The 24108-nt window shown below is 41.2% G+C and carries 24 protein-coding genes; 9 read left to right on the top strand and 15 right to left on the bottom strand.

Annotation, left to right across the window (positions count from 1 at the left end; genetic code table 11):
• Position 1: 1 nt before the first annotated feature.
• From Q0R88_RS03590 to Q0R88_RS03580, 3 genes are all read left to right on the top strand, one after another.
• Entirely contained in the window at positions 2–940 is a 939-nt protein-coding gene (locus Q0R88_RS03590) for a phosphatase PAP2 family protein (protein ID WP_295712367.1), read from the top strand.
• A 235-nt stretch (positions 941–1175) separates the two neighbouring features.
• Entirely contained in the window at positions 1176–1946 is a 771-nt protein-coding gene (locus tag Q0R88_RS03585) for a hypothetical protein (RefSeq protein WP_295712364.1), read from the top strand.
• A gap of 167 nt (positions 1947–2113) precedes the next feature.
• Entirely contained in the window at positions 2114–2662 is a 549-nt protein-coding gene (locus tag Q0R88_RS03580; protein WP_295712362.1) for a CAP domain-containing protein, read from the top strand.
• A gap of 168 nt (positions 2663–2830) precedes the next feature.
• Here the strand turns inward: Q0R88_RS03580 and Q0R88_RS03575 are convergent, their stop codons facing one another.
• Positions 2831–3895 carry a polysaccharide deacetylase family protein gene (locus Q0R88_RS03575; protein ID WP_295712360.1) on the bottom strand — a complete coding sequence of 355 codons (1065 nt, stop codon included), beginning with the start codon at positions 3893–3895 and terminating at the stop codon, positions 2831–2833.
• A gap of 116 nt (positions 3896–4011) precedes the next feature.
• Here Q0R88_RS03575 and Q0R88_RS03570 point away from each other — a divergent pair, with 116 nt between their 5' ends.
• Complete coding sequence (locus tag Q0R88_RS03570; RefSeq protein WP_295712357.1) at positions 4012–4284, top strand: hypothetical protein; 273 nt, start codon at positions 4012–4014, stop codon at positions 4282–4284.
• Positions 4281–5042, top strand: coding sequence for an MBL fold metallo-hydrolase (locus tag Q0R88_RS03565; protein ID WP_295712355.1), 762 nt, complete (start codon positions 4281–4283; stop codon positions 5040–5042). The genes Q0R88_RS03570 and Q0R88_RS03565 overlap by 4 nt, the downstream gene beginning before the upstream one ends.
• A 19-nt stretch (positions 5043–5061) precedes the next feature.
• Here Q0R88_RS03565 and Q0R88_RS03560 read toward each other — a convergent pair whose 3' ends face one another.
• Both Q0R88_RS03560 and Q0R88_RS03555 read right to left on the bottom strand, forming a co-directional pair.
• Positions 5062–5484, bottom strand: coding sequence for a hypothetical protein (locus Q0R88_RS03560; protein WP_295712352.1), 423 nt, complete (start codon positions 5482–5484; stop codon positions 5062–5064).
• 185 nt (positions 5485–5669) lie between these two features.
• Complete coding sequence (locus Q0R88_RS03555) at positions 5670–6647, bottom strand: glycoside hydrolase family 5 protein (protein WP_295712349.1); 978 nt, start codon at positions 6645–6647, stop codon at positions 5670–5672.
• A gap of 193 nt (positions 6648–6840) precedes the next feature.
• Here Q0R88_RS03555 and Q0R88_RS03550 point away from each other — a divergent pair, with 193 nt between their 5' ends.
• Positions 6841–8472, top strand: coding sequence for an amidase (locus Q0R88_RS03550; protein ID WP_295712345.1), 1632 nt, complete (start codon positions 6841–6843; stop codon positions 8470–8472).
• 75 nt (positions 8473–8547) lie between these two features.
• On the top strand, positions 8548–9471 hold the full coding sequence (locus Q0R88_RS03545) for a DUF72 domain-containing protein (RefSeq protein WP_295712343.1): 924 nt from the start codon (positions 8548–8550) through the stop codon (positions 9469–9471).
• Here the strand turns inward: Q0R88_RS03545 and Q0R88_RS03540 are convergent.
• From Q0R88_RS03540 to argH, 3 genes are all read right to left on the bottom strand, one after another.
• Positions 9468–10166: a DUF1345 domain-containing protein gene (locus Q0R88_RS03540; protein WP_295712340.1), complete on the bottom strand. Its 699-nt coding sequence runs from the start codon at positions 10164–10166 to the stop codon at positions 9468–9470. The two genes, Q0R88_RS03545 and Q0R88_RS03540, sit on opposite strands and share 4 nt — an antisense overlap.
• A 74-nt stretch (positions 10167–10240) precedes the next feature.
• Entirely contained in the window at positions 10241–10444 is a 204-nt protein-coding gene (locus tag Q0R88_RS03535; protein ID WP_295712337.1) for a YwbE family protein, read from the bottom strand.
• Positions 10445–10454: 10 nt separating this feature from the next.
• On the bottom strand, positions 10455–11792 hold the full coding sequence (gene argH, locus Q0R88_RS03530) for an argininosuccinate lyase (RefSeq protein ID WP_295712335.1): 1338 nt from the start codon (positions 11790–11792) through the stop codon (positions 10455–10457).
• Between the two features lie 348 nt (positions 11793–12140).
• On the opposite strand from argH, the gene Q0R88_RS03525 reads away from it, so the two are divergent.
• Positions 12141–12515 (top strand): hypothetical protein, encoded by a 375-nt coding sequence (locus Q0R88_RS03525; protein ID WP_295712332.1) that lies wholly within the window; start codon positions 12141–12143, stop codon positions 12513–12515.
• A 65-nt stretch (positions 12516–12580) separates the two neighbouring features.
• Here Q0R88_RS03525 and Q0R88_RS03520 read toward each other — a convergent pair whose 3' ends face one another.
• A complete protein-coding gene (locus tag Q0R88_RS03520) occupies positions 12581–13009 on the bottom strand; it encodes a hypothetical protein (RefSeq protein ID WP_295712328.1) in 429 nt (142 codons plus the stop codon).
• 364 nt (positions 13010–13373) lie between these two features.
• Here Q0R88_RS03520 and Q0R88_RS03515 point away from each other — a divergent pair, with 364 nt between their 5' ends.
• Complete coding sequence (locus Q0R88_RS03515) at positions 13374–14240, top strand: CHAP domain-containing protein (protein WP_295712325.1); 867 nt, start codon at positions 13374–13376, stop codon at positions 14238–14240.
• Between the two features lie 214 nt (positions 14241–14454).
• On the opposite strand, the gene Q0R88_RS03510 is transcribed toward Q0R88_RS03515, so the two are convergent.
• The 8 genes from Q0R88_RS03510 to Q0R88_RS03475 form a co-directional block, all read right to left on the bottom strand.
• Positions 14455–15783 (bottom strand): HAMP domain-containing sensor histidine kinase, encoded by a 1329-nt coding sequence (locus tag Q0R88_RS03510; protein WP_295712322.1) that lies wholly within the window; start codon positions 15781–15783, stop codon positions 14455–14457.
• A gap of 316 nt (positions 15784–16099) precedes the next feature.
• The gene (locus tag Q0R88_RS03505; RefSeq protein WP_295712320.1) at positions 16100–17467 is read right to left on the bottom strand and encodes an amidohydrolase family protein; all 1368 of its coding nucleotides are present in this window, start codon (positions 17465–17467) and stop codon (positions 16100–16102) included.
• A gap of 848 nt (positions 17468–18315) precedes the next feature.
• Entirely contained in the window at positions 18316–19209 is an 894-nt protein-coding gene (locus Q0R88_RS03500) for a DUF4231 domain-containing protein (protein ID WP_295712317.1), read from the bottom strand.
• A 22-nt stretch (positions 19210–19231) separates the two neighbouring features.
• Positions 19232–19636, bottom strand: coding sequence for a TIR domain-containing protein (locus Q0R88_RS03495; RefSeq protein WP_295712315.1), 405 nt, complete (start codon positions 19634–19636; stop codon positions 19232–19234).
• A gap of 2 nt (positions 19637–19638) precedes the next feature.
• Positions 19639–20859: a tetratricopeptide repeat-containing protein gene (locus tag Q0R88_RS03490; protein ID WP_295712312.1), complete on the bottom strand. Its 1221-nt coding sequence runs from the start codon at positions 20857–20859 to the stop codon at positions 19639–19641.
• Between the two features lie 13 nt (positions 20860–20872).
• Complete coding sequence (locus Q0R88_RS03485; RefSeq protein ID WP_295712309.1) at positions 20873–21457, bottom strand: TIR domain-containing protein; 585 nt, start codon at positions 21455–21457, stop codon at positions 20873–20875.
• A 9-nt stretch (positions 21458–21466) separates the two neighbouring features.
• Complete coding sequence (locus Q0R88_RS03480; RefSeq protein ID WP_295712306.1) at positions 21467–22000, bottom strand: toll/interleukin-1 receptor domain-containing protein; 534 nt, start codon at positions 21998–22000, stop codon at positions 21467–21469.
• 1051 nt (positions 22001–23051) lie between these two features.
• Positions 23052–23873 (bottom strand): universal stress protein, encoded by an 822-nt coding sequence (locus tag Q0R88_RS03475; protein ID WP_295712304.1) that lies wholly within the window; start codon positions 23871–23873, stop codon positions 23052–23054.
• Positions 23874–24108: the final 235 nt, after the last annotated feature.

The raw sequence follows: 24108 nt of genomic DNA, 5'->3' as shown, positions 1-24108 counted from the left end.
GGTGAATAACACGGCACACACTGGTGTAACAATCAATACCAAAACTGTACTTGTTGTTTCGCTGATTTCATTAGGTTATTTAATACTCTCCTACTTTTTAATAGGTTACAAAACCGATGAATTGGTATTGGTTTTAATATTCAATTCTCTTTTTTACGCTTCGGCAGTTACCCGCAAGTTTATCCTTGGCTTTAGTATATTCATTGTATACTGGATCATATTTGATTATATGAAAGCCTTTCCAAACTATAAGTTCAACGCTGTACACATAGCCGATATTTACAATTTCGAGAAGCATTTATTTGGCATTCAATACAAAGGCAACCTGTTAACACCCAACGAATACTGGCGGGTAAATGGCAATACATTTATTGATGTGGCTGCAGGTATATTTTATTTATGCTGGATTCCGGTACCACTTGCTTTTGCAGCCTTCCTGTTTTTTAAAAACAAAAGGCAGTTTCTTAAATTCTCGCTTACGTTTGTGCTGGTAAATTTACTGGGCTTTGTTATATATTATACTTTCCCGGCTGCTCCGCCATGGTATGTGCAATATCATGGGTTACTTTTTCATCCACTAACACAAGGCAATACTGCCGGCCTGGCAAAGTTTGATGCTTATTTTAACGCGGGTATATTTAAATCTATCTACGCTAAAGGCTCAAATGTTTTTGCGGCAATGCCATCCTTACATTCATCATACCCGGTAATTGTTTTATATTATGGCATTAAAAACCGCCTGGGCATTGTTAATGTTTTTTTTGCAATTGTAATGCTTGGTATTTGGTTTACCGCGGTATATGCAAGTCATCATTATGTGCTTGATGTATTAGCAGGTATCATCTGCGCCAGCATCGGTATTACGCTGTTCAATTTCATACTTTCAAGGTTTAAGCCACTACAGCATTTCATAAGCCGGTACGAGCAGGTTATTGTTTAGTACTGCTATTGAGTAATAACTGTACTGTTTACTATACTACTTATAACGCGCAATTAAAGCAGAGAGATTGCGCTTTATAATCCTGGCCCTGCACTTTTTCTTAAAAACCGCCGTTTCCACCCCGTATTCGTCGTTTCTATCCACCGTGTATTATTTAGTACAAAGTATTTGATAAAACAGGCACACTATTTGACTATTCAATATTCAAAATATATTGGTATTCGATAGCCCCTATATGAAAAAACTTTTTACCTGTCTCATCTTCATCCTTTTAGCCGGATCAAAATTATCTGCATCTGCCAGTGACCTTGATAGTTTGAAACAAAAACTACAACTCACCAGCGATTCGTTAAAAGGACCTATATACACCCAGATAGCTGCTCAATATTTAAATTATGATACTGTTTTAAACAGGCACGTAAGGTATTATTACCAGGGCGAAGCTTTAAACTATACCATGCTGGCGCTGCATAGCTATTCACGCTTTAATGATACATTGGGCTTACGTACATGTTATAATAACCTGTCGAAAATTTACCGTTCGCAACGCAAATACAGCCAGGCTAAATGGTTTATTTTGCAATCAAATACCATATCGCGATTAAAGAACGATGTACCAAATATAATAGCCTCCTTAATTGAACTATCGGCCATAAAAACCGACATTAAGGACTATACCCTGGCCATGCGCGATTTGAACGAGGCCCTTAAACTTGCAGTTAAAAATATTGATCCTAAAAATGAATCGACCGTACAGGTAGGTTATGCGGCTTTGTACCGGCATATGAAAGATTATGAAAAAGCCACTATCGCGATAAAAAGGCACGAGTTTTTGGATGATAGCATCTTACACAAGGCCGAGGAAGACCGCCTTGCACTTATAAATAAAAAGGACTCGGTACAGATAAAAAAACAAGATTCAATCATCGTCAAAAAAAAAGTATATACCTCGACTTACAAAAGAGGGCCCAAACTCAGCTCGGCAAGGCATACAGTCTCTTTATAACGCTTATTATCGCCCTTGCCCTAATGGCCATAGCTGTTATGGTTTATTACTGGCGAGGTAAAAAACGTGGTCGCTGGCGCCTCCGGCTCAGGAAACGCAAATAATAAGTGCAGCCCGCCATACTATTGAAAATTAAACCTCGTTTCATTTAATTTGTCATACACCATATGAGGAATTTAATTGCAAAAGTAATTTGCATACTTACTATATCATTATCGTTTGGAACCGCCTACGGGCAAAGCGAGCCGTTTAAAAGTGAATTTTTAGCCCGTATAAATGCAGCCCGCAGTAAAGGCTGTAATTGCGGCAATACTTACTTTCCGCCGGCCCCACCCCTCACCTGGAACAATAAACTATTTGATGCCGCTACAGGCCATGCAAAAGATATGGCAAGAAGCAGTTATTTTAGCCATACCAGCAAAGATGGCCGCAGCATGGAGGATAGAGTAGTTTCTGCAGGATATAAATTTAAAGGCTTTAAAAGCTTCGCCATAGGCGAAAACATTGCCCAGGGACAGCAAAGTATAGCCGAAGTAATGGATGGATGGCTTAAAAGCGAAGGCCATTGCAAAAACCTCATGAACCGCGACTTTAAGGAGGTTGGCATAGCCGAATATAAAACGTACTGGGTACAGGATTTTGGCGGCCGAACCTCATTTACCGCCGAACAACAAAAACTCATCAAATCTGGCAGATATAAACTGATACAGAACTAATACTTGATGTGCAGATGTGCAGATTTTACATGTGCAGATTATTTGTCTGAACCGGGATTAAACAGATTCTTCAGATTTCCCTGATTCTTTTATTAAACCCATTTCAGAAAAATACAAGTTTTAAAATCCGATAATCCAAAAAATCTGTTTAATCCCGGTTCAGATACACTATTCAATATCCCCTGCTTTAATCCTCCGTTCCATTACTTCGCGCCAGGTAGTTAAAATAAATCCTTGTTGTTTTAAAAATGCTTTTAAACGTGGGTCGGTCATGGCCAGCAGATCACCTTTGCGTTTTTTGCCTGTATCAGATATATAGCTAAAATTTGGCGTTGGATTGGTGCAATGCATGATTACCATAGTTAATCCCGGCGATAAACGCCTGATGCTTTCAATGTAATGATCAGTGTACCATTTTTGAATTTGGGTATCCGTCATCTTATCAATATCAGGCATTTGCCAATCATAACTTGAATTATGCAGATCATCCAAAACAGGCAAACCACCCTTCCAGATCATGGCGCCAACTTCTTTAGCTTGCGCTAAGGCAGCAGGCTCGGCAATAACCATTCCTTCAGTGTATTTACCTTGCTTTTTCAAATCGGCGATGGTAGCGGCTTTTGCTTCTGCGCGATAAAACAGGTCATCTCCACCGGGAAACATAACCGGGATCTGTTTTTCGATACCCAGTTTAATATACTTTTCCATATAAGATGGCTTGGCGAAGAGCGTACCCATGTGCGAGTCGAGGTGCGTAGGCACAAAGCCCATACTCAAAGCTCTATCCAGCTGCGCCCTTATCTCTTTATCAACCTCATCTGCCGATGCCTTGAAATACACCTCCACAACAGATGGCCATAAACAACCTTGCTTATCGGTAAGGCCGGGTACCGCGGCTTTACCGGCTAATGGCCCCCAGCGATAGTTATCCCACTCAGATGTTAGAGTTAAATGTAAGCCGGCGTCTGTACCGGGATGTTTATCCAGGTATTTTTTAAAATCGGGTACCCAGGCGCAAGGCATCATCACGCTGGTTGATGTTGCTACGCCCTTATCAATAGCTGTCTCTACTCCATCGTTTGATTCGTGCGACATGCCCGCATCGTCTACATGCAAAATAATTACGCGTGCTCCTTGGGGCCAGCCAAGTTTTTCGGCATAGGTTTTAGTTTGCTGAGCATAACTTGCTAAACATGCAGCAATGGCTACAACAAACAGAATGAGTTTTTTCATTGTGATATTGGGCTTATAATTGGTTAATAAATATAGGGATATTGATTATTGATAACAACCATCGCGATATCTAAAAATGAATCTGCAATTACACTTAATTTACTATTTTTGAAATAATGCTTCCTCCTACTAACCACACCCTCGAAAAACTGGAGATGCTGCTTAAAGCAGCAGGTTACCGGGTGCGGTATGAAAAAGGGAACTTTAAAACAGGCGCCTGCCTGTTACTCAATAGCCGGATGGTAATAGTTAACCGTTTCTCGAATCTGGAAAGCAAAATATTAGCTCTTGTTGAACTTTTGCGCGAGCTGGAAGTAGATTTTAAACTGCTTGACGAAAAACAGATTGCATTTTTGCAAGATATTAAACAAACAAAACTGCAACTGTGACCATAACATTTTTAGGAACCGGAACTTCACAGGGCGTACCTGTTATTGCCTGCGAATGCGAGGTTTGTACCTCTGCAAACCCTTACGATAATCGCCTGCGTACTTCTGTTTTAATTGAAGCCGAAGATAAGACCATCGTTATTGATTCCGGGCCGGATTTCAGGTACCAAATGCTGCGCGCCGGTGTAAAGCATCTTGATGCTATTGTATTTACGCATGAACATAAAGACCATATTGCCGGTATGGATGATATCCGTGCCTTCAATTACCGCCAAAACACACCGATTGATGTTTATGCCGATTTCCGCGTGCAGCGGGCGCTTATCCGCGAATTTCCTTATATTTTTGATGGCAATGGTTATCCCGGAGTTCCGCAGGTAACCGTACATCCTATAGGTTTAAATCCATTTTCTATCGGCAGCGTAACATTTACGCCGGTTGAGGTGTTACACTACCTGCTCCCGGTAATGGGCTTCAGGGTAAATGATTTTACCTATATCACTGATGCTAAAACTATATCAGAAGCAGAAAAGGAAAAAATAAGAGGAAGTAAAATATTGGTAATAAACGCACTGCAGAAACAAACCCATATCTCGCATTTTACACTTGCCGAAGCTGTTGCCTTTTCACAGGAAATAGGCGCCGAACAAACTTACCTCACACATATTAGTCACCGCTTGGGTAAGCATGAGGATATTACAAAAGAGCTCCCTCCAAATATCCATTTGGCCTATGATGGCTTAAAGCTGACGATTTAATTACTTAGCTTGTTTAGCGTTATAAAGCGATATAACTTATTCTTTCTATCGCACCTTTATATTGGTTTAAATGGCCGGTATCATGAGCATCAACTCTCCCCTTTATGGTGACATGTTTGTCATTTATCTGGATAAACTGACCGTCATTATATTGAAACAGGCCTATTCGTGTACCCTCTAAATAAAGCGGGCAATCAGGGTTAAAATCTATCCAGATGGCTTGCGTAATTGAATGATCTGCAAAAAGGCTATCATTAAATAAAGCCGACTGCTCTGGTGCCTCAACATATTTGCCGGTGACTTCCACGTATTGCCTATCGTATTTTTTAAGGTGATTTACCAGCTCTGTAAAAGCAATACGCTTGTAAACCGGCGAATAATCATCATTACAATCGCTTTTAAAAATCTTTTTACCGCGGTTGCAGCCAAATAACAATGCCATTAAAACAGCGGGGAGCAACATTTTGATCGGACATCTGGGCATCATCATCAATAAAAAAGCAAAGTACATTCCTGAGCATGAATATACCCAAAACTAATCTGCTTAAGTATTTGTAATGCAATTTATACAAAGCCACCTGCTTTAAATTCATGTAATGGTTGCGCCATATCCTATAATGAAGTCATTTATTTATTCAACTCCCTTAACACATTCCTGATATACGCGCCAGCAGGTGTTAAATTAGCATCAGTCCAGCCGCCATATATGGGAGCATCTTTTTGTAAAATGGCCGTGGTTTCGTGTTTATCTGTAATGTTCCAATTGGCCCAGCTGAGCTGGTTATCTTCCATCCATTTTAGCCAGATTTGAGTTTTTTGCATATTAAATTCACCGTCGCCGCTAGCTTCGCCAACGCCCCATTCGGTGATGATGAGTGGCAACCCAAGTTTTATAGCTTTATCTGCCTTCGCGCGCAATGCTTCCTGGTGATAGTTGTCGCTGGCGTAAAAATGAAAGGAGTAAGCAATATTACTAAAACCGTTAATCGGATCGGCAGCGGCTATATCCACATCCTGATCCCAATTGGGGCTGCCCACCACAATTACATTATTTTTATCGTATTTACGAATAATGGGGATTACCTGCATGGCATAATCTTTAACAGTTTTCCAATCGGTTTTTGCCGGCTCGTTCCATATCTCATAAATTACATTGGGTACATCGCCATACTTTTTTGCCATCTGCTTAAAAAACTCTTTCGAATCTCTTAAATGTTGGTTGGCATGATGGTCGTGCCAGTCTATCAGTACATAAATACCCTCCCTTATAGCCTGGTCCACCGCATCTGTTACCAATTTTTGCTGCTCATCGGGCTGTTGTAAATAACCGCCATCGGGCTCAACACCCATTGCCACCCTGAGCATAGAGATTTTGAAATCACCGGCAAGCCAGCTAACTACCCCCGGGTTATAATATTTACGCCCCTGCCACAAACTCCATGAAAGGCTAATACCCCGCAGCTGTGGCGCAATCCCCTGCTGGTTTACCAATTTACCATCCTGCACCTTTAACGCGCCATTACGGGCTACGGGGCTTAAGTTTTGAGCAAATGTTGCCGTAGTAATGGCCAAAACCAATAGAATAATTAAAAGAAGCCTCATCATTTTATATTTAGATGAGACAATGTAAATAATGAAAATTTATAAATGCCGATTTGTAATAATCGCATTATAATATGTTAAAATCTGACTCTATCAGCAGTTAATACCGCCATTATATGTTGTAACATTTTTAGACTGATAGTTTTTAATTAGCTAAATATTTTGTTATTTGTAGAAGCTTTTTCAAAACCCGGTTATGCACAGAAGAAATTTCATTAAAACAGGCTCATTAGCAGGTTTAACCATATCAACTTTGATTGCTGCATCATGCAGCCAGCCATCTACCGATAATAAAAAAACGGATACTACGGCAACCGACAGTAAAGATGACCTGTTTGAACTTTCGGAGGCTACGATAACGGATTTGCAGGAAAAAATGAAATCCAAGCAGTACACTTCGCGCCTGTTAACCGAGCTTTACCTGAAACGTATTGATGAAATTGATAAGAATGGCCCAAAACTTAACTCGGTTATCGAGATTAATAAGGATGCCCTCAGTATGGCCGATGCCATGGATAAAGAGCGCTCACAAGGCAAAGTACGCGGCCCGATGCATGGCATACCGGTACTGATAAAAGACAACATCAACACCGGCGATAATATGCATACTACCGCCGGTTCATTGGCGCTGGGCGATAATTTTGCCAAACAGGATGCCTTTATAGTACATAAACTGCGCGAAGCCGGTGCCGTGTTATTGGGAAAAACCAATTTGAGCGAATGGGCCAACTTCCGGTCCACGCACTCTACCAGTGCATGGAGCAGCCGGGGCGGGCAAACCAAATGCCCATATATTCTTGATCGTAACCCCAGTGGCTCAAGCGCCGGATCAGGATCGGCGGTTGCAGCCAATTTATGCACCATAGCCATCGGTACCGAAACAGATGGATCAATAGTATCGCCATCATCCGTGAACGGATTGGTGGGCATTAAACCTACTGTAGGTTTGTGGAGCCGGACGGGGATTATCCCCATCTCTAAAACCCAGGATACCGCCGGACCAATGGCCCGCACCGTTAAAGATGCCGCCATATTCCTGGGAGCATTAGCGGGTATAGATGCACAGGATAGCTTTACTATTGGCAGCAAGGGAAAAGCTGAAACAGACTACACTAAATTTTTGGATGCCGACGGCCTTCATGGTAAACGTCTCGGGGTTGAAAAATCGGCATTGGAAGGCAACGCCGGCATGGTAGCTTTACTTAAAGATGCCATTAAAACCCTGGAAAGCAAGGGCGCTACAGTGGTTGAAATAGAGCTGAACAAAGAGTTGAAAGAAATTGGCAAAAATGAATTTAACGTGTTGTTGTATGAATTTAAAGACGGCCTTAACCAGTATTTAAGTACAGCCAATGGGAAAGTTAAAACTCTTGCAGATGTAATTGCCTTTAACAAGCAGAACGAGGCCAAAGCCATGCCCTTTTTTAAGCAGGAAACGCTGGAACTTGCACAAGCCAAAGGTGGTTTGAACAGTAAAGAATATCTGGACGCTGTAAAACAAACCAACATCGGTACCCGCAAAGCTATTGATAAAATTCTCACTGATAATAAGCTGGATGCCATCATCGGCCCAACCAATGGCCCCGCTGTCTGCATCGACCTTGTGAATGGCGATTATGATAATGGCTTCTCGTTTTCTGGCCCGGCAGCTATGGCGGGCTATCCGCATATCACTGTGCCTATGGGTTTAGTGCAGGGCTTGCCCATTGGCCTGTCATTCTTTAGCACTGCTTACAAAGAGGGGGATATTATTAAATTGGGATATGCCTATGAGCAGGTCAGCAAAAAAAGGGTTAAGCCTTTGTTTAAGGTTGATTTATTAGGATAATTTTGCTTGAATCAGAATTTTAAAAATTGACTGTCTTTTTTGCAACTTAGCGCAATATAATTAAACCAACAAACCATGGAATTTGGCCGTGTATCTCCCGAAGAATTAGCTGTAACAGATTTTACATTTTTTACATTGCCGCCTGATACAGAATCAACGCTTAGCACACTAAAAGCTTCCAAAAGCAATGAACCTTTAAAGGTACATGTGGGTTGTGCCAAGTGGGGCCGTAAAGAATGGGTGGGGCAGATTTATCCACCTAAAACCAAAGAGGCTAATTTTTTGGATGAATATGTAAAGCATTTTGATTGTATTGAACTGAACGCCACATTTTATAATGTTTACGGGGCGGATACTATTGGTAAATGGAAAGCCAAAGCCGATAGCAACCCCGATTTTAAGTTTTGCCCCAAGTTTTCGCAAAGCATCAGCCACATTAAAAGGCTAAAAAATGCGGATGAGATCACCACAAGCTATTATGAAGGCATTTTGGCATTTGGCGAAAAACTGGGACCTTTGTTTTTGCAGCTGAGCGATAATTATACGCCTAAAAGCTTCCCGGAATTGAAAGCCTACCTGGAAACTTTACCCAAGGATGTGCCGGTTTTTGTTGAGCTTCGGCACAAAGAATGGTTTTCTGTAGCTGAAAACCGGGACAAGGTATTTCAACTTCTTCATGATCTTAATATTGGCGCGGTAATAACCGATGCTACCGGACGCCGTGATGTGGTACACATGACCTTGCCTACACCCCACGCGTTTATCCGCTTTGTAGGTAATGGCCTGCATCCTTCTGACTATGCCCGTGTAGACGAATGGGTTTCACGGATCAAAATCTGGCAACAATTGGGTTTAAGATCGGTATGGTTTTTAATGCACCAGCACGAAGAGGAATTTTCACCGAGACTTGCCGATTATGTGGTAGAAAAACTTAACCAAGAATTAGGCATGCAATTGAAACGGCCTCAATTTATTGAAGCACAAAGCAGCTTGTTTTAATTTGAAACCAGGCCCGATATAACGTTGATGCTTAGCGCCACGATGGCAGTGTTGAAAGCAAAGGAGATCATACCATGTATCCAGGCCAGGCGACGGATCTTACGCGACGAGATCTCCACATCAGATACCTGGAACGTCATCCCGATAACAAAGGAAAAATATACAAAATCAAGGTAATCCGGCTCCTTTTCATCGCCGGGAAACTCAAGGCCTCCTAAAGGTTTTTTCTTGTTATCGTCATCGGGATCAGTGGCATAAAACATGTGCGCGTAGCGCAGCGTAAAAATAGTATGCACAAGTACCCATGATACAATTACCGATGCCATCCCCAGTAAAACGTGACCAGTTACTACCGCGGGTGACAACTGTTTGGAGGATTTTAGCAAGAAGAAAATAGCCAGCATACTAATTAAGGATGCTATTATAACAAACAAGAATATCAAGGTACGGCTGGAGTCTTCAATCTTCGCTATCCTGCGAATCTCCATAGGATGAGAGGAAAGGATAATTACCCAGTCCATCAAAATAATCATTAAGGCAAAACCAATCCAGGTAACCAATACCAGGGCTGGTGCGCTAAACCGTCCCCAGGAAAAAAATAATGTACCTGCGCCTAGACACAAGGAAACAAGTAAACGGTGATGAGCATCTATCCGTAACCATAACTTCGATTTTTTTTGAAGGCTTGCAGGCATATAGGTTTATACTATGGTAAGTATAAATGTAAATATGGAGATGAATTATGTAGAATTGATGAACTATAGAAAATTTAATCCTCCTCTTCCACAATCCAGGCCACACGGCCAACCTGCCCATCATCCAGCTGAACCTTAATTCCACGGGAATGGTAGGTTGCGCTGGTTAACAACCTTTTTACTATTCCCCGGGTAAGGGTGCCGTTACGCTGATCTTTTTTCAGGATGATATCTACTTCAAGCCCCGGGTATATGTCACTTCTGTTCTGTCCGTTCATATGTTGTGATTTATTTCCCTACCAGCCCCTTTATCGCTCCTTCAACTTTTCCAAAATCAAAGTTTGATAACAGTTTGTTAAATGCGGCAGTGATATGTTCATTGCCCAGGTTACCTATACTGCCTTCGTGGGTATGGTTAACGGTTTTATCTGGGTTAAAGTCGCCTTGCTCAATGGCCAGGCCCACTTGTTTGTAGGCATCGCGGAACGGCGTGCCGCTGAGCACCATGCGATTCACTTCCTCTACACTGAAGAGGTAGGCATATTTAGGATCCTTTAATATATCGGTATTCACCGTAATGTTTTGCAGCATAAAGGTGGCCATATGCAGGCAGCTCTTCAAATCGGCAAAGGCGGGGAATAGGAGTTCTTTAAGTAATTGCAGCTCGCGATGATAGCCCGATGGCAGGTTAGTGGTCATCATGGCTACATCTGTTGGCAGGGCCTGCAGGCGGTTGCATTTACCACGCATAATTTCCCAAACATCGGGGTTCTTTTTATGGGGCATAATACTGCTGCCTGTGGTCAGCGTATCAGGATAGCTTACAAAGGCAAAGTTCTGGCTCAGGTATAACGCCTGGTCCATAGCCATTTTGGCAAGGGTGGCGGCTATAGATGAGAGCGCCTGCGCTATAATACGCTCGGTTTTACCTCTGCCCATCTGGGCGTATACAACATTATAATTAAGACTATCAAAACCCAATAACTCGGTGGTTAGGGTACGGTTAAGGGGGAACGACGAGCCATAGCCGGCTGCCGAACCCAGAGGGTTCTTATTGGTGATCTTATACGCCGCCAGCACCAGTTCCAGGTCATCGGAGAGGCTTTCGGCATAGGCGCCAAACCAGAGGCCAAATGATGATGGCATGGCTACCTGCAGGTGCGTATAGCCTGGTAACAATACATCCTTATGTTTTTCGCTTAGCGTTATAAGCTGGCGAAACAAGGTTTCGGTTTCTTCAACTACCTGTTGCAGCTGGTGGCGGAAGAATAGTTTCAGATCAACCAGCACCTGGTCGTTACGGGAACGGCCGGAGTGGATCTTTTTACCGGCGTCGCCAATGCGTTGGGTAAGCAGCATCTCTACCTGGGAGTGTACGTCCTCTACCCCATCTTCGATGGTGAAGTTGCCTGCCTCTATATCGGCATAAATGGCTTTCAGTTCGCGCTGTACAAGTTCAAGATCAGCAACATCCATCAGGCCGATGCTTTGCAGCATGCGGGTATGCGCCAGGGAACCCAGCACATCAAAAGCGGCCATTTCCTGGTCGAATTCACGGTCGCGGCCGACGGTAAAACTCTCGACCAGTTGATTAACATTAGTGGTTTTTTGCCATAACTTGCTCATAGTGCAAAGATGTGAAATTTAGTAGCAAGTAGTTAGTATCATGTAGCAAGATTTTAGGAGGGTTTTGTCGGGTCATGGTAATGGATATTATTACCGGGTGTTCGCTTTTTGGTGGGTGTACAGGTGTTGGTGGATTTGGTAAAAATTAGTTTATTGATAGCCAATCAATTAAGCGTTCGATTATTTTTAGTCGAAATAAAAATACACTGATTATCAGTAGTTTATAATTTTAAGAAATCAGTAGCCGAACACCTCCGAACAGTCCTATTGTACTGACCCGAACACCCTGAAAAGTCAGCGCCAGTTGCCTCGGGAAGGCCGTTTGGGGGCTGAATTTATTTTGTGGGAATGAAAGAGCATTGGCCCGCTCAGTTGCCGCGGGAGGGCTGTTACTTTTGTCTTGATACAAAAGTAACAAAAAAATCAAGTCAGCAGATAGGTTTCTTTGCCGCACAGGCCTCTGCCCTGCAAACCGGACAGAACCACGGGCTGTTAAACCTTGCCTCCACTTCGTTCGCTTTAGGCCTACCCTTCGGCAATGTTCACTATGCCCCTCCTGCGCACTATCCCACCAAGTTCTGCCCGCTTTCGCCCGAAACTTATCTGCTGACGGGAAGGGAAACAACAGCAATTCTCATTCTATTAATTCCGGTTCAGACAATTTCCACTGTGGCTGAAAACCTCGTAAAAAAATGTTTTCAACCCTCTTTCCACCGCAGGTGAAGAGAGGGTGGTCCAGCGAAGCGTAGACCGGGTGAATCGTTACCGGCATACAACTACCCTATGCTTTAAAAAAATAGGCTCGACAGCACGTTACTGGCACTTGGCGCTTTAGGTTTCAGGCCTAAAAACTTGGAGTATTGCGCAACGGTAAGTATGGTTTTCAGTTTGCCCGATAAGCCGCTGATTAAACTTGATGATTTGCTGGCATAAGCAGTTTTATCGGTATTGGCCAAAGGCATAATATCGGCTTTGCTTTTCAAATAATCGGTAATGGTTGATGCTACCGAAGGTTTTTCAATCGCGGTGAGCGCCAATGCTGGTGTCAGCTTGCCCATAATGGCATCTTTTACACCACCTATATTGCTCAGCGACGGCAACGACGCTGTGCTTATTTTATTTGACGACGCGGCGCTTTGCACCTTTTTTAAAAAGCTTTGCGAAAAAGCCGCGCTGCTGGCAATCGTTAATGTTAGGGCTAAAACTAATTTTTTCATGGTAATGATCTTTTTTGATTGTAAACAAAAATATAAAAAGATGGATGAACGGGGGAAGGTTTTTTGGACTTTCGGATTTTTGGATGTTCGGACAGTCAGACTATCGGATTTTCGGACGTTCGGACAAAGGACTATCGGACGTTCAGATTTTCGGACAAAGGACTAATAGCGTAAGAATTAACCCGGTTTAAGGTTTCCAAAAACCCTTGCTCCATTAGTCCTTTGTCCGAACGTCCGATAGTCCTTTGTCTGATAGTCCTTTGTCCGAAAGTCCGAACCTCCAATAGTCTGATAATCTGACAGTCCCCTCCTAATTGATGCAGTAAAAATATTTTCATAGCTTAGAACTTATAATCCTAAGCCAATGACTGTAAGATCAAAAAACAGGTTTTTCTTCTGGATAGAAAAAAACATCGCGATAGTGCTCACCACCATCACAACCGTTTTGGTTGCTTACTTAACCCTCCATGGCTCGTCGCTCGAAAAAATGGAAGACTACAAACACCAAACCCTAAAACAGCGGCATGACGACTCCTTATTTACCATGGATTATAATTTTAAAAAAGCACAGCTCATACAATCCTTCATGCCCTTTATCCTCAGTAAAGATTCAACAACGGTAAAACTGGCGCTGCTGAGTTTTTATACCATGGATACCACCTTTGCCATCAACACCGCAAACACATTAAATACCCAGGGTGCCCAAGGCGCTTTAAACACCATATTTTTGCGCAAATCCAAGGCGGTGGGTAAGTCGGCTGCCACTCCCGGCAATAGTGCTGCAGTGGCATCTCCCGGCAGTATTGCACTTTCCAACGCATTCATTGAGCTCAACAGCGCCAAATTAAATCCTAATAACAGTCACAATCTGGTAGGCAAATATTTGAACACAGCCGGCGCTCCCAACGGCGCGCAATGGAGCGTGCCTTTTGTTATCTGGTGCTTTCAAACCAATCAAACAAAAATGCCCGATATAAAAACAAGTGATCTCACCGCTTTTTACAAACAGCTGAAACAAAAAAATTATATTATCCCCCCTACCGACCATCCCCAACCCGGCGATATTGTTTTCTTTAATTTCCAGGAAAATAAGGGAGCCGAACAATGCGGTATAGTATCAAGCACCGATAACGACTACATCTATACCATTGAGGCTGATGTTAATGGCGAAGCAGTTTCATCACATATCAGGTATAAAGCAGATGCTATGGCCTTTGCCCGAATCAAGTGATTTTTTGGGACTTTTGGACTTTTGGACTTTTGGATTTTTGGACGTTCAGACTATCGGACTTTCAGACCTTCGGATAAAGGATTTTTGGATAAAGGAACAAGGACTTTAAAAATCATTGCTCCAAACATGCCGCAAACCCTAAATCTGTTAATCCTTGCTCGGTTAGTCTTTTGTCTAAAAGTCCGAAAGTCCGATAGTCTGAAAATCCCTGTCTTCAGACCGGTAGCGCGGGTATAAAAATAAAAAAACTGGAGCCCTGCCCAGAAATACTTTCAAAGCCTATACGGCCACCCTGGCGTTCAATAAATTCTTTACATAGCAGTAGGCCCAAACCAACCCCTTTTTCGTTATTGGTGCCAAATGTCGGTTTAGCGTTGATAGAAAAAATATTTTCCTGTTTTTGCGGATCAATACCCTTGCCATTATCGCTGACGGTTATTTTGCACTCCTGCTGTAGCAACGCTGCGTTTATGTTAATGATGCCGCCGCTCGGCGTAAATTTTATGGCATTGCTTACCAGGTTGCGGACCACCAATTGCAGCATGTCTGTATCGGCTACAACCGTTATTCCAGGTTCAATAACATAGTTAAAAGTAATATCTTTTTTCTCTGCCTGGGTTTTCCCCATTTCAAGTGTGCTTGTTATGACCGCAAGCAGGTTCAATTTCAATAAGTTAACAGACGAACCTTCCATTTGCGATCTGGACCATTGCAGCAGGTTGGTTAGCATATCCATAGTGCTATTGGTAGCGTCAGGCAATTCGTTTTCCAGTATCCGGCGGTGCTCGTGATCTGGTTCATGATCTTTTAGTAGTTCAAGATAGCCTTGTATGTGTATAAGAGGTGCCCGCACATCGTGCGAGATAATGGACATTAACTTATTCTTTTCGGCGTCGCTTTGTTCCAGCTGATTTTTTTGCAATAAGATCTGTTGGTTGCGCACTTCAATGGCTAAGTTTTTTTCTTCGGTAATAGTTTTTTCCTTGTCGTAACTTTTCCTGATAAAATTGATGATAATGTAAATTGTTATCACGGGTAATGGGAATGCCGTAATCCTGTCTATCAGTTCGCCCTTCCCTGCGCTAAAAGGGTATTTAACCAAAAATGGATACTGAAATGCTACCCAGTGCAGCACCAGGAAGGATACTAAATAAACCAGTAGCCAGTATATATGCTGCCGGTAGGGCGAAATGGCAAATACCAGCAGCAGGTAAGCCGGCCATATTAAATCGGTTGAGCCGTTGATGCCCGAATTGGCAAAATAGTTGACCGAAAATACTGACACACCGGCTAGGCCAAATACAATACTATTATGCGGCCTGCCATGAAAACGGGAATAATAAAACTGGTACGCAAAAAAAAAGGCGAGGGTAAAACTTGATAATGAAGCAATGTACAGCCCTGCAAAAAAGTTATAAGGAACATACACCAGCGCTATTATAATTAACCCGATACTAATGGAGTGGAAGATCCGGCTCTCTAACGGGAAAGCCTGCCGGCTGCCAATCAGGCTAAACCATAGATTGTTTATTTTTTTTAGCATAGAGTACAGCTAATGTAAGGTAGCACTGTATATCGCCAAATATAAGATTTTTTGGATTTTTGGACGATCGGACTTTTGGGCGATCGGAAGTTCGGATTTTTAGACTATCGGACGTTCGGACTTTTGGATAAAGGATTTTTGGATAAAGGAACAAGGATTTTAACAATACTTGTTCTCAAAATGACGTAAGCTGCCAATCCGGTCAATCCTTGCTCCATTAATCTTTTATCCGAAAGTCCTTTGTCTGAAAATCTGATAGTCCGATAGTCCGAAAATCCTTTGTCCGAACGTCTGATAGTCCGAACGTCCAATAGTCCTAAAATCCGACGATCCCATCTTTGATCACTGTTCTTTTTGAAAGGAAATTGCGGTAGTTCTGCATCGGGTTTTGGTCATAAATGATTAGGTCGGCCTTTTTGCCGGGCTCAATGGCGCCATATTTATTGGCCATCCCTAAAGCAGTGGCCCCGTTGACGGTGGCCATCTGGATGATTGAGGGAATCGTAAAGCCATATTGTGCCAATAATACCTGTTCGGACAGAACAGCCTTGCCGCCATTGGGAACATCTGTCCCGATCCTGATCTTGATACCGCTGTCGTATACTTTTTTCACCAACGCCATGAGGCCCTTGAAATTATCGCGGTTACGCTGCACCCGCTCCTTACTTACACCTGTATCCGGTCGGTTACCGGGGTTAGAAAAATAAGTTAGCCCGAATTTTTCACCAGGGAGGTGAATAGTGGTAGAAAATGTGGCATGATGTTTTGCAAGCCTCCCGATCAAAGCATCTATCCTGCCGGGCATATAGTCAACACTCCAGCGGATTTCGTTCAGTGTAACTTCCCAGAAAGGTAAGGTCTGCCCTTTTCCTTTGCCGTAAAACCGGTCCATCCAGGCAACAAACGCTTTATCATCACTTTCCGTCCATGGCAGGCTATGGATTATGGTAAAGATATGCTCATAGTTTATCAAACCTATCCGGAGTGTGGTATCCATATTCATAATACCTTCATCAATATGACCGTACACCCGCATGCCTAAGCTGTCGGCTGTTTTAAAGGCAGCTTCAAATTCCGGCTTGCGTAATCGCCAATAGAGCTTGATATGCCGAATCCCCATCCGGTGATAGGCCAGCATCTTTTGCCTCGCCGCCTCAGGAGATGCGACTATGGTATGGCAGATATAAGGCTTGCGATCCTCCTGCGAGATCAATGCACCACCTACGGTATAAATATCCGTATAATGAGGCAACGGATGTGCCGACCAATTTAAAACCGGGCCGAGCCATGTTTCGGGCTGCCCCATAATCATCACTGCGGTTACCCCAAAAGGCAGGTAGTTATCAGAGAATTTTTTTCTTAAAAAGTTAAGCGAGTCTTTGGCCAGGTATTTTGGTGCAGCATCGTAGTCGCCAAAGAAATGGGTTGGGTGAATATGCGCGTCGATCATGCCGGGCGTAACCAGTTTGCCACCCGCATCAATAATTCCGTTGGCTTTAACAGAAATGTCGCTCTCTGTTACTTCGGCTATGGTATCCGCGTTAACCAGGATACTTCGATGCATTATTACAATACCTTTCCCGGTATCAAACACGCTGGCATTGATTATGGCCAGGTCATATTTCTTTACCGGTTTACAGGCCTGCATCAACAGCAGCGCCATCAGGGCGAACAGTGTTTTCATCTTCCAGGTTTTGGTGTTCGGTAAGGGGGGCGGTATTAGCGTGTTCGGTATACTTACATTCAGGGTAAATTTAATCATTCAGTTTTTTACAATCAATAAAAACACTGATTATAAGCACATTATATCAGAAGTTAAAAAAAGCAAGCGCTTTGTTGGGTATTAGTTTCAATTCCTAACACATTGTCTAAATCAGAATTTTTCATGTATTGTCTATCTTTAAGGAATTCAAGAGGGCGACGCCGTTTTTCAGAATTAAAGAATTGACAGAATTTTATCCTGAGCTGAATATTCAACGTTCAAATAATTCTGTGCATTCCTTAATTCGTTTAATCCAGGTTCCGACAAAATTGTCCGCACATCCAAAAATCCCGATACTTGATACTAACTACCTGATACTTTCTCCGGGCGTTCCCCTCCTGCGTCGGGTCAGGCTGTACGTTCATACGCCTGCAGGCCTTAAGCGCTTTGGCCGGTATCCACTTCCATCCTTAACGCGAAGATGTGGGAAATTTTAAGCTTATTGCTTTATAAAAAACATTGTGATTTGCATGCGGGCACACAAGGCTGGAGCCTTGTGGCAGCGGAGAGCGTCATCAGTTATTTCATATAAAATGTTAAATTGTGCTCCACCCCGAGTTTTAATAGCTAAAGAAGGACCATACTCATATCCGATTAGCTCGAACTGAGCATCCTTATGTTTATAGTTGAAAAGTCTTAAATCATTCTTATCCTTACCCTTGTCAGATCGCCACTGTCATTAAAAGAGATAGCAATTGATGTTAATTTAAAGCCTTTGCCTTTTTGATGACAAGGCATAGAACCAACATATAGTTTGAAAGTAACCTTGATTAATAATGTGAACTACTCCGCCTCGCTAACCAAGTGGTATGCTCTCTTGAAATTGCTTGTTCTGCTTCCAAAACAAAACGGTTCAGTTCTTCGTCACTATTAACAGTTCCAAACTTAGTCCTTATGATATTTAATTCCTGTTTAGTAAATCCATAAGACTGGAATAGCTCTTTGTATTTATTCATTTCTATAACGCCAATAATCGAAGTGGCAAGAAAAACCATAATGTTGTTTAAATTGATGATTTTTATTTTATCAAAGAATTGGAATAAATATATAGCTGCTATAAATTGAAATGCTATTATTAAAAAAGAGCAAATATTGGCATAGCATCTATTACTTTCACTTTTATCGCCGTACCATTTAATTTGATCATCGATGCGATTTGTGGCATAATAAGATTTTCTTTCCAAAAAATCGAAGGATCTTATTTCTTCCATTTTTTTAGTGATAATATCAGAATGTTTCTTGTTTGGCTTAGGTATAAAGCGATCTTCGTTAGCTTGTTTATTAATAGCTTCAATTCTTTCTATAAAAATCTTCAAATCAAGATTCTTATCATCAGGTTGGAACGGCTCAGCGTGCATCATGTAACGCCAACTTAGGGTTTTTATTGATTCTGCAATGGCCCTGCCCAAGTACCAATTTCTTTCAGGTTTAGTGTAGGCCAAAAATAAAGATATTGTGCCAGAAGCAAAAAGGATAACCCCATTGATCTTATCAAAATTGGAAATTTGAGTTGTAATCGATGAGGCGAGACTAACAAGTATTGTTGAAATAAACATCAAAATAAGAGCCCCCCAAGTTATTCTTTTGTAAACGTTTTGAGCTCTCTTTGAAGCATTATCACTATCGATATAATAACAAGGCAATTCGTTCTCTTGAATTTTCATAGTTTAAATTTATCACTTTTAATTATATAGAATATCTTCTTATAGCCTGTACAATGCTTTCTGTATTCCATCTTACAGTTTGCCTAGCAAAGCTTTGTACTATTGCAGAAACTCTTTCCTGGCCGTGTGGAGCAACTCCTATTATGGGGATTTTATATTCGTAAGCCGTTTGTAATTCATAATTCATCCAACTACTATGAGTAGCATATACACCAGCAATCGCCAAAACTATATGGGAGTTTAATATTTTAGTTTTAAGAGCCTGTTTAATGTAGGTTGCATTTGTTGAGTTTATAGGCACATCCGATGTTGCCTCTAAAAATTCAACATTAAAATATCCCCTCGCTTCTAACAGATTTCTCAAGTTTACTAGGTCTTGATGGTATGTCCACGAATGGCTAATAAAAATTTTAAAATTTGTGGCCATGGCTATTGACAGGATAATTCAATTAATTCGTTTTTTGAGGTGGTAAATGTGTCAATCTCCCAAGATACGGGAGATGCCGCCAAAAACTTTTTCTCAAAAATGTTAGCATTCTCTGTATCTCCCAGTGCAAGATAACAATTAGATAATGTCGCTGATCTCCACATTATATCCTCCAACTCATCCTTCGGTACTGATAGCATTGGTAGAACTATATCAATGATACATTGTCGCGTCAACTGCGCCTCCACTCGGTAATAGTTTTTTAAATTTACCTCGTTTTCACGAAGAGCTTTTTGTTCCAAACAGTGTGCATAATTTTCGCCCGTATAATAATCCGTGAATAGGTTCCATCCTTTTTTATAGTTTTCAATAGCTATATTTAGAAATGCAAGTTCTTGGGTTTCTTTCCATAGGTTTTTGTTAATTGCGCCAGCAATGCCAAGGGATTCAGCATCATTAAATGGTTTTATTCGCTCCATTATATTAAGAGCATTCGTTAGAGCAACCAATTGAGTGGGTGACTTACTTTTATAAACACATAATGCATATTGTTGAATGAAGAATAAATCATTGTCGACCAATTCACTTAATTTTTTCCATTTTAAAGCTGCTTCAGTGAATTTTTTCTCCGCCATAAAGTCTTTAGCGCTTTCCATTAAGGAATATATTGTGTTCTCCTTATTGCGCAGTTCTCCAATTATTTCCGCAAAATCCTCTTCTGATAGCAGTGGGCGTTGCACCTTGGGTATAAAAGAATACATAGGGCTGTCAATCAGTGGCGACTGGGTTACGGTATTTATCAGATTTTTTAAATCGCGTATACATCTCTTTGCCTCACTTGCCGAGATCTCGCTACCAAGGTGCTTATAGGTTAGTGTTCTATTATGATTAAAATCAAAGGGGATATTTCCGCCTTCTTCTTTAATAATTATTGTAGAATAGGGCCGAACTGCATGCCTCACACCTAGTTCATAAATAGCATTAGGGTTGTAAGTTGTTATGTCCGCGATTACTAATTCTGCGTTCATTAACAACGCAAACATGCTTCGGTCTATTAAACCAGAATCTGTGATCTCGTCTGCTCTTACACAATTATAGTTACAAGCTATAACCGCAGGTTTAATAATTTTTTTATAGGTTTCATCTAAATCGATAGTACGGTTAGAATCTGGGTCTTTCTTTTTACCAAACCCCATAATAACAAAACATAATTCTTTCGGCATACTAATTTATTAACTAAGGTCTAACACGAGTTTTTTCTGAAATGGATTGGTTTCTTTTATCAAATGCCTGTTCAATATATTTTTCAGGATCAACGGTAAAATCGTCCCACTTTACCAACACGCAAAATCTTTCATCTTCTGTATGCGAGCATTTTCCGTTAGGTATGTAAAAATTATAACTAAACTCTTTTATGACAGAATTATCATTAATATTAATGCTGTTATGAGAACCTCCACAACTTGTACATTGATATGACCCACCATATATTTGATCATAGGCTTCAGGGAGGACTACACCAAGTATTCCGTTTTGAGTATTGCCACGTCCATGATATAATGAAGCTTGTAACTCCTTTTTTATGAATTTTTGCTCTTCTGTACCCAAACTCTCAGCACTGTATTTACCAATCAAATGGATTGTTACTGTAGAATCATGCAAATGATTTTCACGAATTTTACGCATAATGTGTTCTTCATCCTCTGAATCAATAGCGGTATCTAAAGATTTATCAATCATATCTATATCCAAGTAATCTTGTATATATGTTTTGTACTCTTTATTTTCCGTTTTAAATGAAATAAAACATTTTCTTTTCATTTTTGATATTTAATTATTTAACCAATCTTTTAACTTTACTTTATTGCCGTTGGGATATGTGAGATACCAATCATTTGAATCAGAAACTGAATAAGAATAATTACTTGTTACTTTTCCATAAATATTACCATATTCCTGATCACCCCATTGATTCGGATCATTTGTTAATGGAAGCATTGCAACATTTAGATAATTAACTATTCTATCGCCAAGTCCAAGTTCCCAAGGCATCCATTTTGACTTAGAGCTATTAGAAGTAGCAAGGCAAATAAATTTAGAACATTTACTAATTCTGCTTCTCAATGTCATGGCAACAGCATCAGAGGCTTTATCTTCAAGAGTTTCATCTAAATAATCTACATAAACTGATATACCAAGACTTTTTAGAAATCTAACAATGCCTGCAACCCACTGCTTATCTTCTCTGCGATAAGATAAAAAGACCATTTTTTCGACATAAGTTCTTGAGCTTAAACTCAGATTAAATGTTTCCGCTTTAATAAAAGATTGATTTGTTAGATTGTCAAATGTTAAATATGTCATAAGTTTCAGGTTTAATATTTTAATTCCTAATACTTAAATATTATGCCATAAATAACTTATTATCAAATAATAACCTTTCAGTTAAAAATTATCTGATTTATTATTTCCATCTTTACTTATTTAACTATAGTGTATTAAAATATTTATCACTGTCAGTTTTATTAAATTAAAAAGCGTCAATTTGGCATAATGGGAAATATATTGCCGCTGCAATAAGCCCTTGCCTTGTCCCCCGCATGCCATCACGATGCTTTTTAAAACAATAAGCTTAAAATACACCCCCGCTCCCGCAAGCATTTTCGCTGCCGCAAGGCTCTTCCCTTGTGGCACGCTGTACAGAGACACTTCACAGAGCCGCCATACAGAGTCTTTATATTTTTAACCATATTTGATATAAATATGCAAACCCCGATGTATTAATTTAATAACCCGGTTGTAGCTGGCTTTGTAGAAAACGACTACGAATATTTACATAGCAATTCCAATAATTATATAAAAATCAATAGATTGGTTAATATTATAATTACATAGTGGATTGTTCCGAAGGCATAGCGCAGACCTTGCGAACGGACCACAAGGGAAGACCCTCAATGCTATTATGTTAATGAGTTTCTCCCCCAGCGGGGAAATAGCTTTGTAGCAAAAAAGCCAAAATGAAGCTCCGTGCCAGAGGTACGGAACCTTAGGTAGCGTACCTCTGGCACGCAAAAGACAATTTATTTATGTTTTTCTACAAAGCTTTTGCTCCTCTGGAGCACCCCATCACTCTCCTAACTTAATAACATTGGGAAGACCCTTGCCGTAGCGAAAGATGTCTTTTTCAAGCAATAAGCTTAAAACACCCTGCAACTTCGCGTTAGGGATGGAAGTGGATACCGGCCAAAGCGCATAAGGCCTGCAGGCGCATGAACGTACAGCCTGACCCGACGCAGGAGGGAAACGCCCGGTTAGTTGATGGTCGGTGTCTTCATTGCTAAATGTTGTTTAACAGGTTTTTCCTGATATAAAAAAGCCAGGAGTTATCCGATACTCCTGGCTTTCATCGTTCTGTTTATACAGGAATTGAAAACAAGGGAATATTGAGGCCGGAGGCCATGATGCGTGTTTTGCTGCGATGCACCATCGAGCCCCAAAATCCGTGCTGCTCGGGCACCATAATTAACAGGTCGGCTGATAAATTCTTCACCTCGTCGGCAATCCCTTCGATGATGGAATCTGATTTCACATTTTTATAATAGTAATCAATGCCTTCCAAACCATCGTCAATGCGGTTTAATGCCGCTGCATCAACGCCCATTTCTTTCAATTCCGCTACGGTTTGGTTAATTAAAAGCACTTCTACTTCGGCCTGAGTAGTTAAGGCCACATTTTTGATCCGTGCCAATATTTGTTCAGAAACTCCATTTAATACATCACACGCAAAAAGCACCTTTTTGGGGATCTTGAATTTTGCATTGGCAGGCACCGCCAACACCGGCGACCGTAACTTTTTGATAATGGATGTGGTGGTGTTTCCTAAAAGTTCCTGTTCAAGTGATTTTTCTTCCATTCCCATCACGATCATCTCGGGTTGGTATTCGGAAACCACTTCCTTAATGGCATTATCGATAAAGGAAAAAGTAGTCTTGGCGAGTACTTCAATTCCATATTCATTAGCGAGTAATAAAGCCTTTGATTCCAGGAGTATCCTGTTTTCATCTATTAATTCCTCAACTCCCGCCGCCGAAAGAAGTCCATTTGTAGCATGTACAGAGATGGCGAAATCATTCAACAGGATTAATTTATAATTGTTTAGGCGGGCTACGCCAGCCGCATACCTAACTGCGTTTTCCGCCAGATCTGTATAATCGGTAGCGGCTAATATGGTTTTCATAATATATATGATTAAAATTATAAAGGTCAAAATTAGCCGCAATTATTACATCAATTGTTGTAGCAAGGTAATAATGACTTCTGCTACCCTAAGTGTTTTTTTCGCTGCCCTAAGCCTCCGGGCTTGTGTGTCCGCATATGCAAATCCCGGATAGTTATTTGATCTGGGATTTGCACATTTAGGGTATGGCTACTGGCATCCCCAAAAAAAATGTAAACAATTACATCACAATAAG

This window comes from Mucilaginibacter sp. (assembly GCF_025362475.1).
In the GTDB taxonomy this organism is placed as follows: Bacteria; Bacteroidota; Bacteroidia; order Sphingobacteriales; family Sphingobacteriaceae; genus Mucilaginibacter.
This window is presented reverse-complemented; position numbering and strand designations above follow the sequence as displayed.

Bases quoted from the DNA above. Each gene is read 5' to 3' on its own strand.
- Q0R88_RS03555 (WP_295712349.1), bottom strand. From the start codon at position 6,647: ATGATGAGGCTTCTTTTAATTATTCTATTGGTTTTGGCCATTACTACG.
- Q0R88_RS03575 (WP_295712360.1), bottom strand. From the start codon at position 3,895: ATGAAAAAACTCATTCTGTTTGTTGTAGCCATTGCTGCATGTTTAGCA.
- Q0R88_RS03540 (WP_295712340.1), bottom strand. From the start codon at position 10,166: ATGCCTGCAAGCCTTCAAAAAAAATCGAAGTTATGGTTACGGATAGAT.
- Q0R88_RS03505 (WP_295712320.1), bottom strand. From the start codon at position 17,467: ATGAAAACACTGTTCGCCCTGATGGCGCTGCTGTTGATGCAGGCCTGT.
- Q0R88_RS03525 (WP_295712332.1), top strand. From the start codon at position 12,141: ATGAAAGAGCATTGGCCCGCTCAGTTGCCGCGGGAGGGCTGTTACTTT.
- Q0R88_RS03585 (WP_295712364.1), top strand. From the start codon at position 1,176: ATGAAAAAACTTTTTACCTGTCTCATCTTCATCCTTTTAGCCGGATCA.
- Q0R88_RS03520 (WP_295712328.1), bottom strand. From the start codon at position 13,009: ATGAAAAAATTAGTTTTAGCCCTAACATTAACGATTGCCAGCAGCGCG.
- Q0R88_RS03570 (WP_295712357.1), top strand. From the start codon at position 4,012: ATGCTTCCTCCTACTAACCACACCCTCGAAAAACTGGAGATGCTGCTT.
- Q0R88_RS03535 (WP_295712337.1), bottom strand. From the start codon at position 10,444: ATGAACGGACAGAACAGAAGTGACATATACCCGGGGCTTGAAGTAGAT.
- Q0R88_RS03500 (WP_295712317.1), bottom strand. From the start codon at position 19,209: ATGAAAATTCAAGAGAACGAATTGCCTTGTTATTATATCGATAGTGAT.
- Q0R88_RS03550 (WP_295712345.1), top strand. From the start codon at position 6,841: ATGCACAGAAGAAATTTCATTAAAACAGGCTCATTAGCAGGTTTAACC.
- Q0R88_RS03495 (WP_295712315.1), bottom strand. From the start codon at position 19,636: ATGGCCACAAATTTTAAAATTTTTATTAGCCATTCGTGGACATACCAT.
- Q0R88_RS03480 (WP_295712306.1), bottom strand. From the start codon at position 22,000: ATGACATATTTAACATTTGACAATCTAACAAATCAATCTTTTATTAAA.
- Q0R88_RS03515 (WP_295712325.1), top strand. From the start codon at position 13,374: ATGACTGTAAGATCAAAAAACAGGTTTTTCTTCTGGATAGAAAAAAAC.
- Q0R88_RS03545 (WP_295712343.1), top strand. From the start codon at position 8,548: ATGGAATTTGGCCGTGTATCTCCCGAAGAATTAGCTGTAACAGATTTT.
- Q0R88_RS03490 (WP_295712312.1), bottom strand. From the start codon at position 20,859: ATGCCGAAAGAATTATGTTTTGTTATTATGGGGTTTGGTAAAAAGAAA.
- Q0R88_RS03580 (WP_295712362.1), top strand. From the start codon at position 2,114: ATGAGGAATTTAATTGCAAAAGTAATTTGCATACTTACTATATCATTA.
- Q0R88_RS03485 (WP_295712309.1), bottom strand. From the start codon at position 21,457: ATGAAAAGAAAATGTTTTATTTCATTTAAAACGGAAAATAAAGAGTAC.
- Q0R88_RS03510 (WP_295712322.1), bottom strand. From the start codon at position 15,783: ATGCTAAAAAAAATAAACAATCTATGGTTTAGCCTGATTGGCAGCCGG.
- Q0R88_RS03475 (WP_295712304.1), bottom strand. From the start codon at position 23,873: ATGAAAACCATATTAGCCGCTACCGATTATACAGATCTGGCGGAAAAC.
- argH (WP_295712335.1), bottom strand. From the start codon at position 11,792: ATGAGCAAGTTATGGCAAAAAACCACTAATGTTAATCAACTGGTCGAG.
- Q0R88_RS03560 (WP_295712352.1), bottom strand. From the start codon at position 5,484: ATGGCATTGTTATTTGGCTGCAACCGCGGTAAAAAGATTTTTAAAAGC.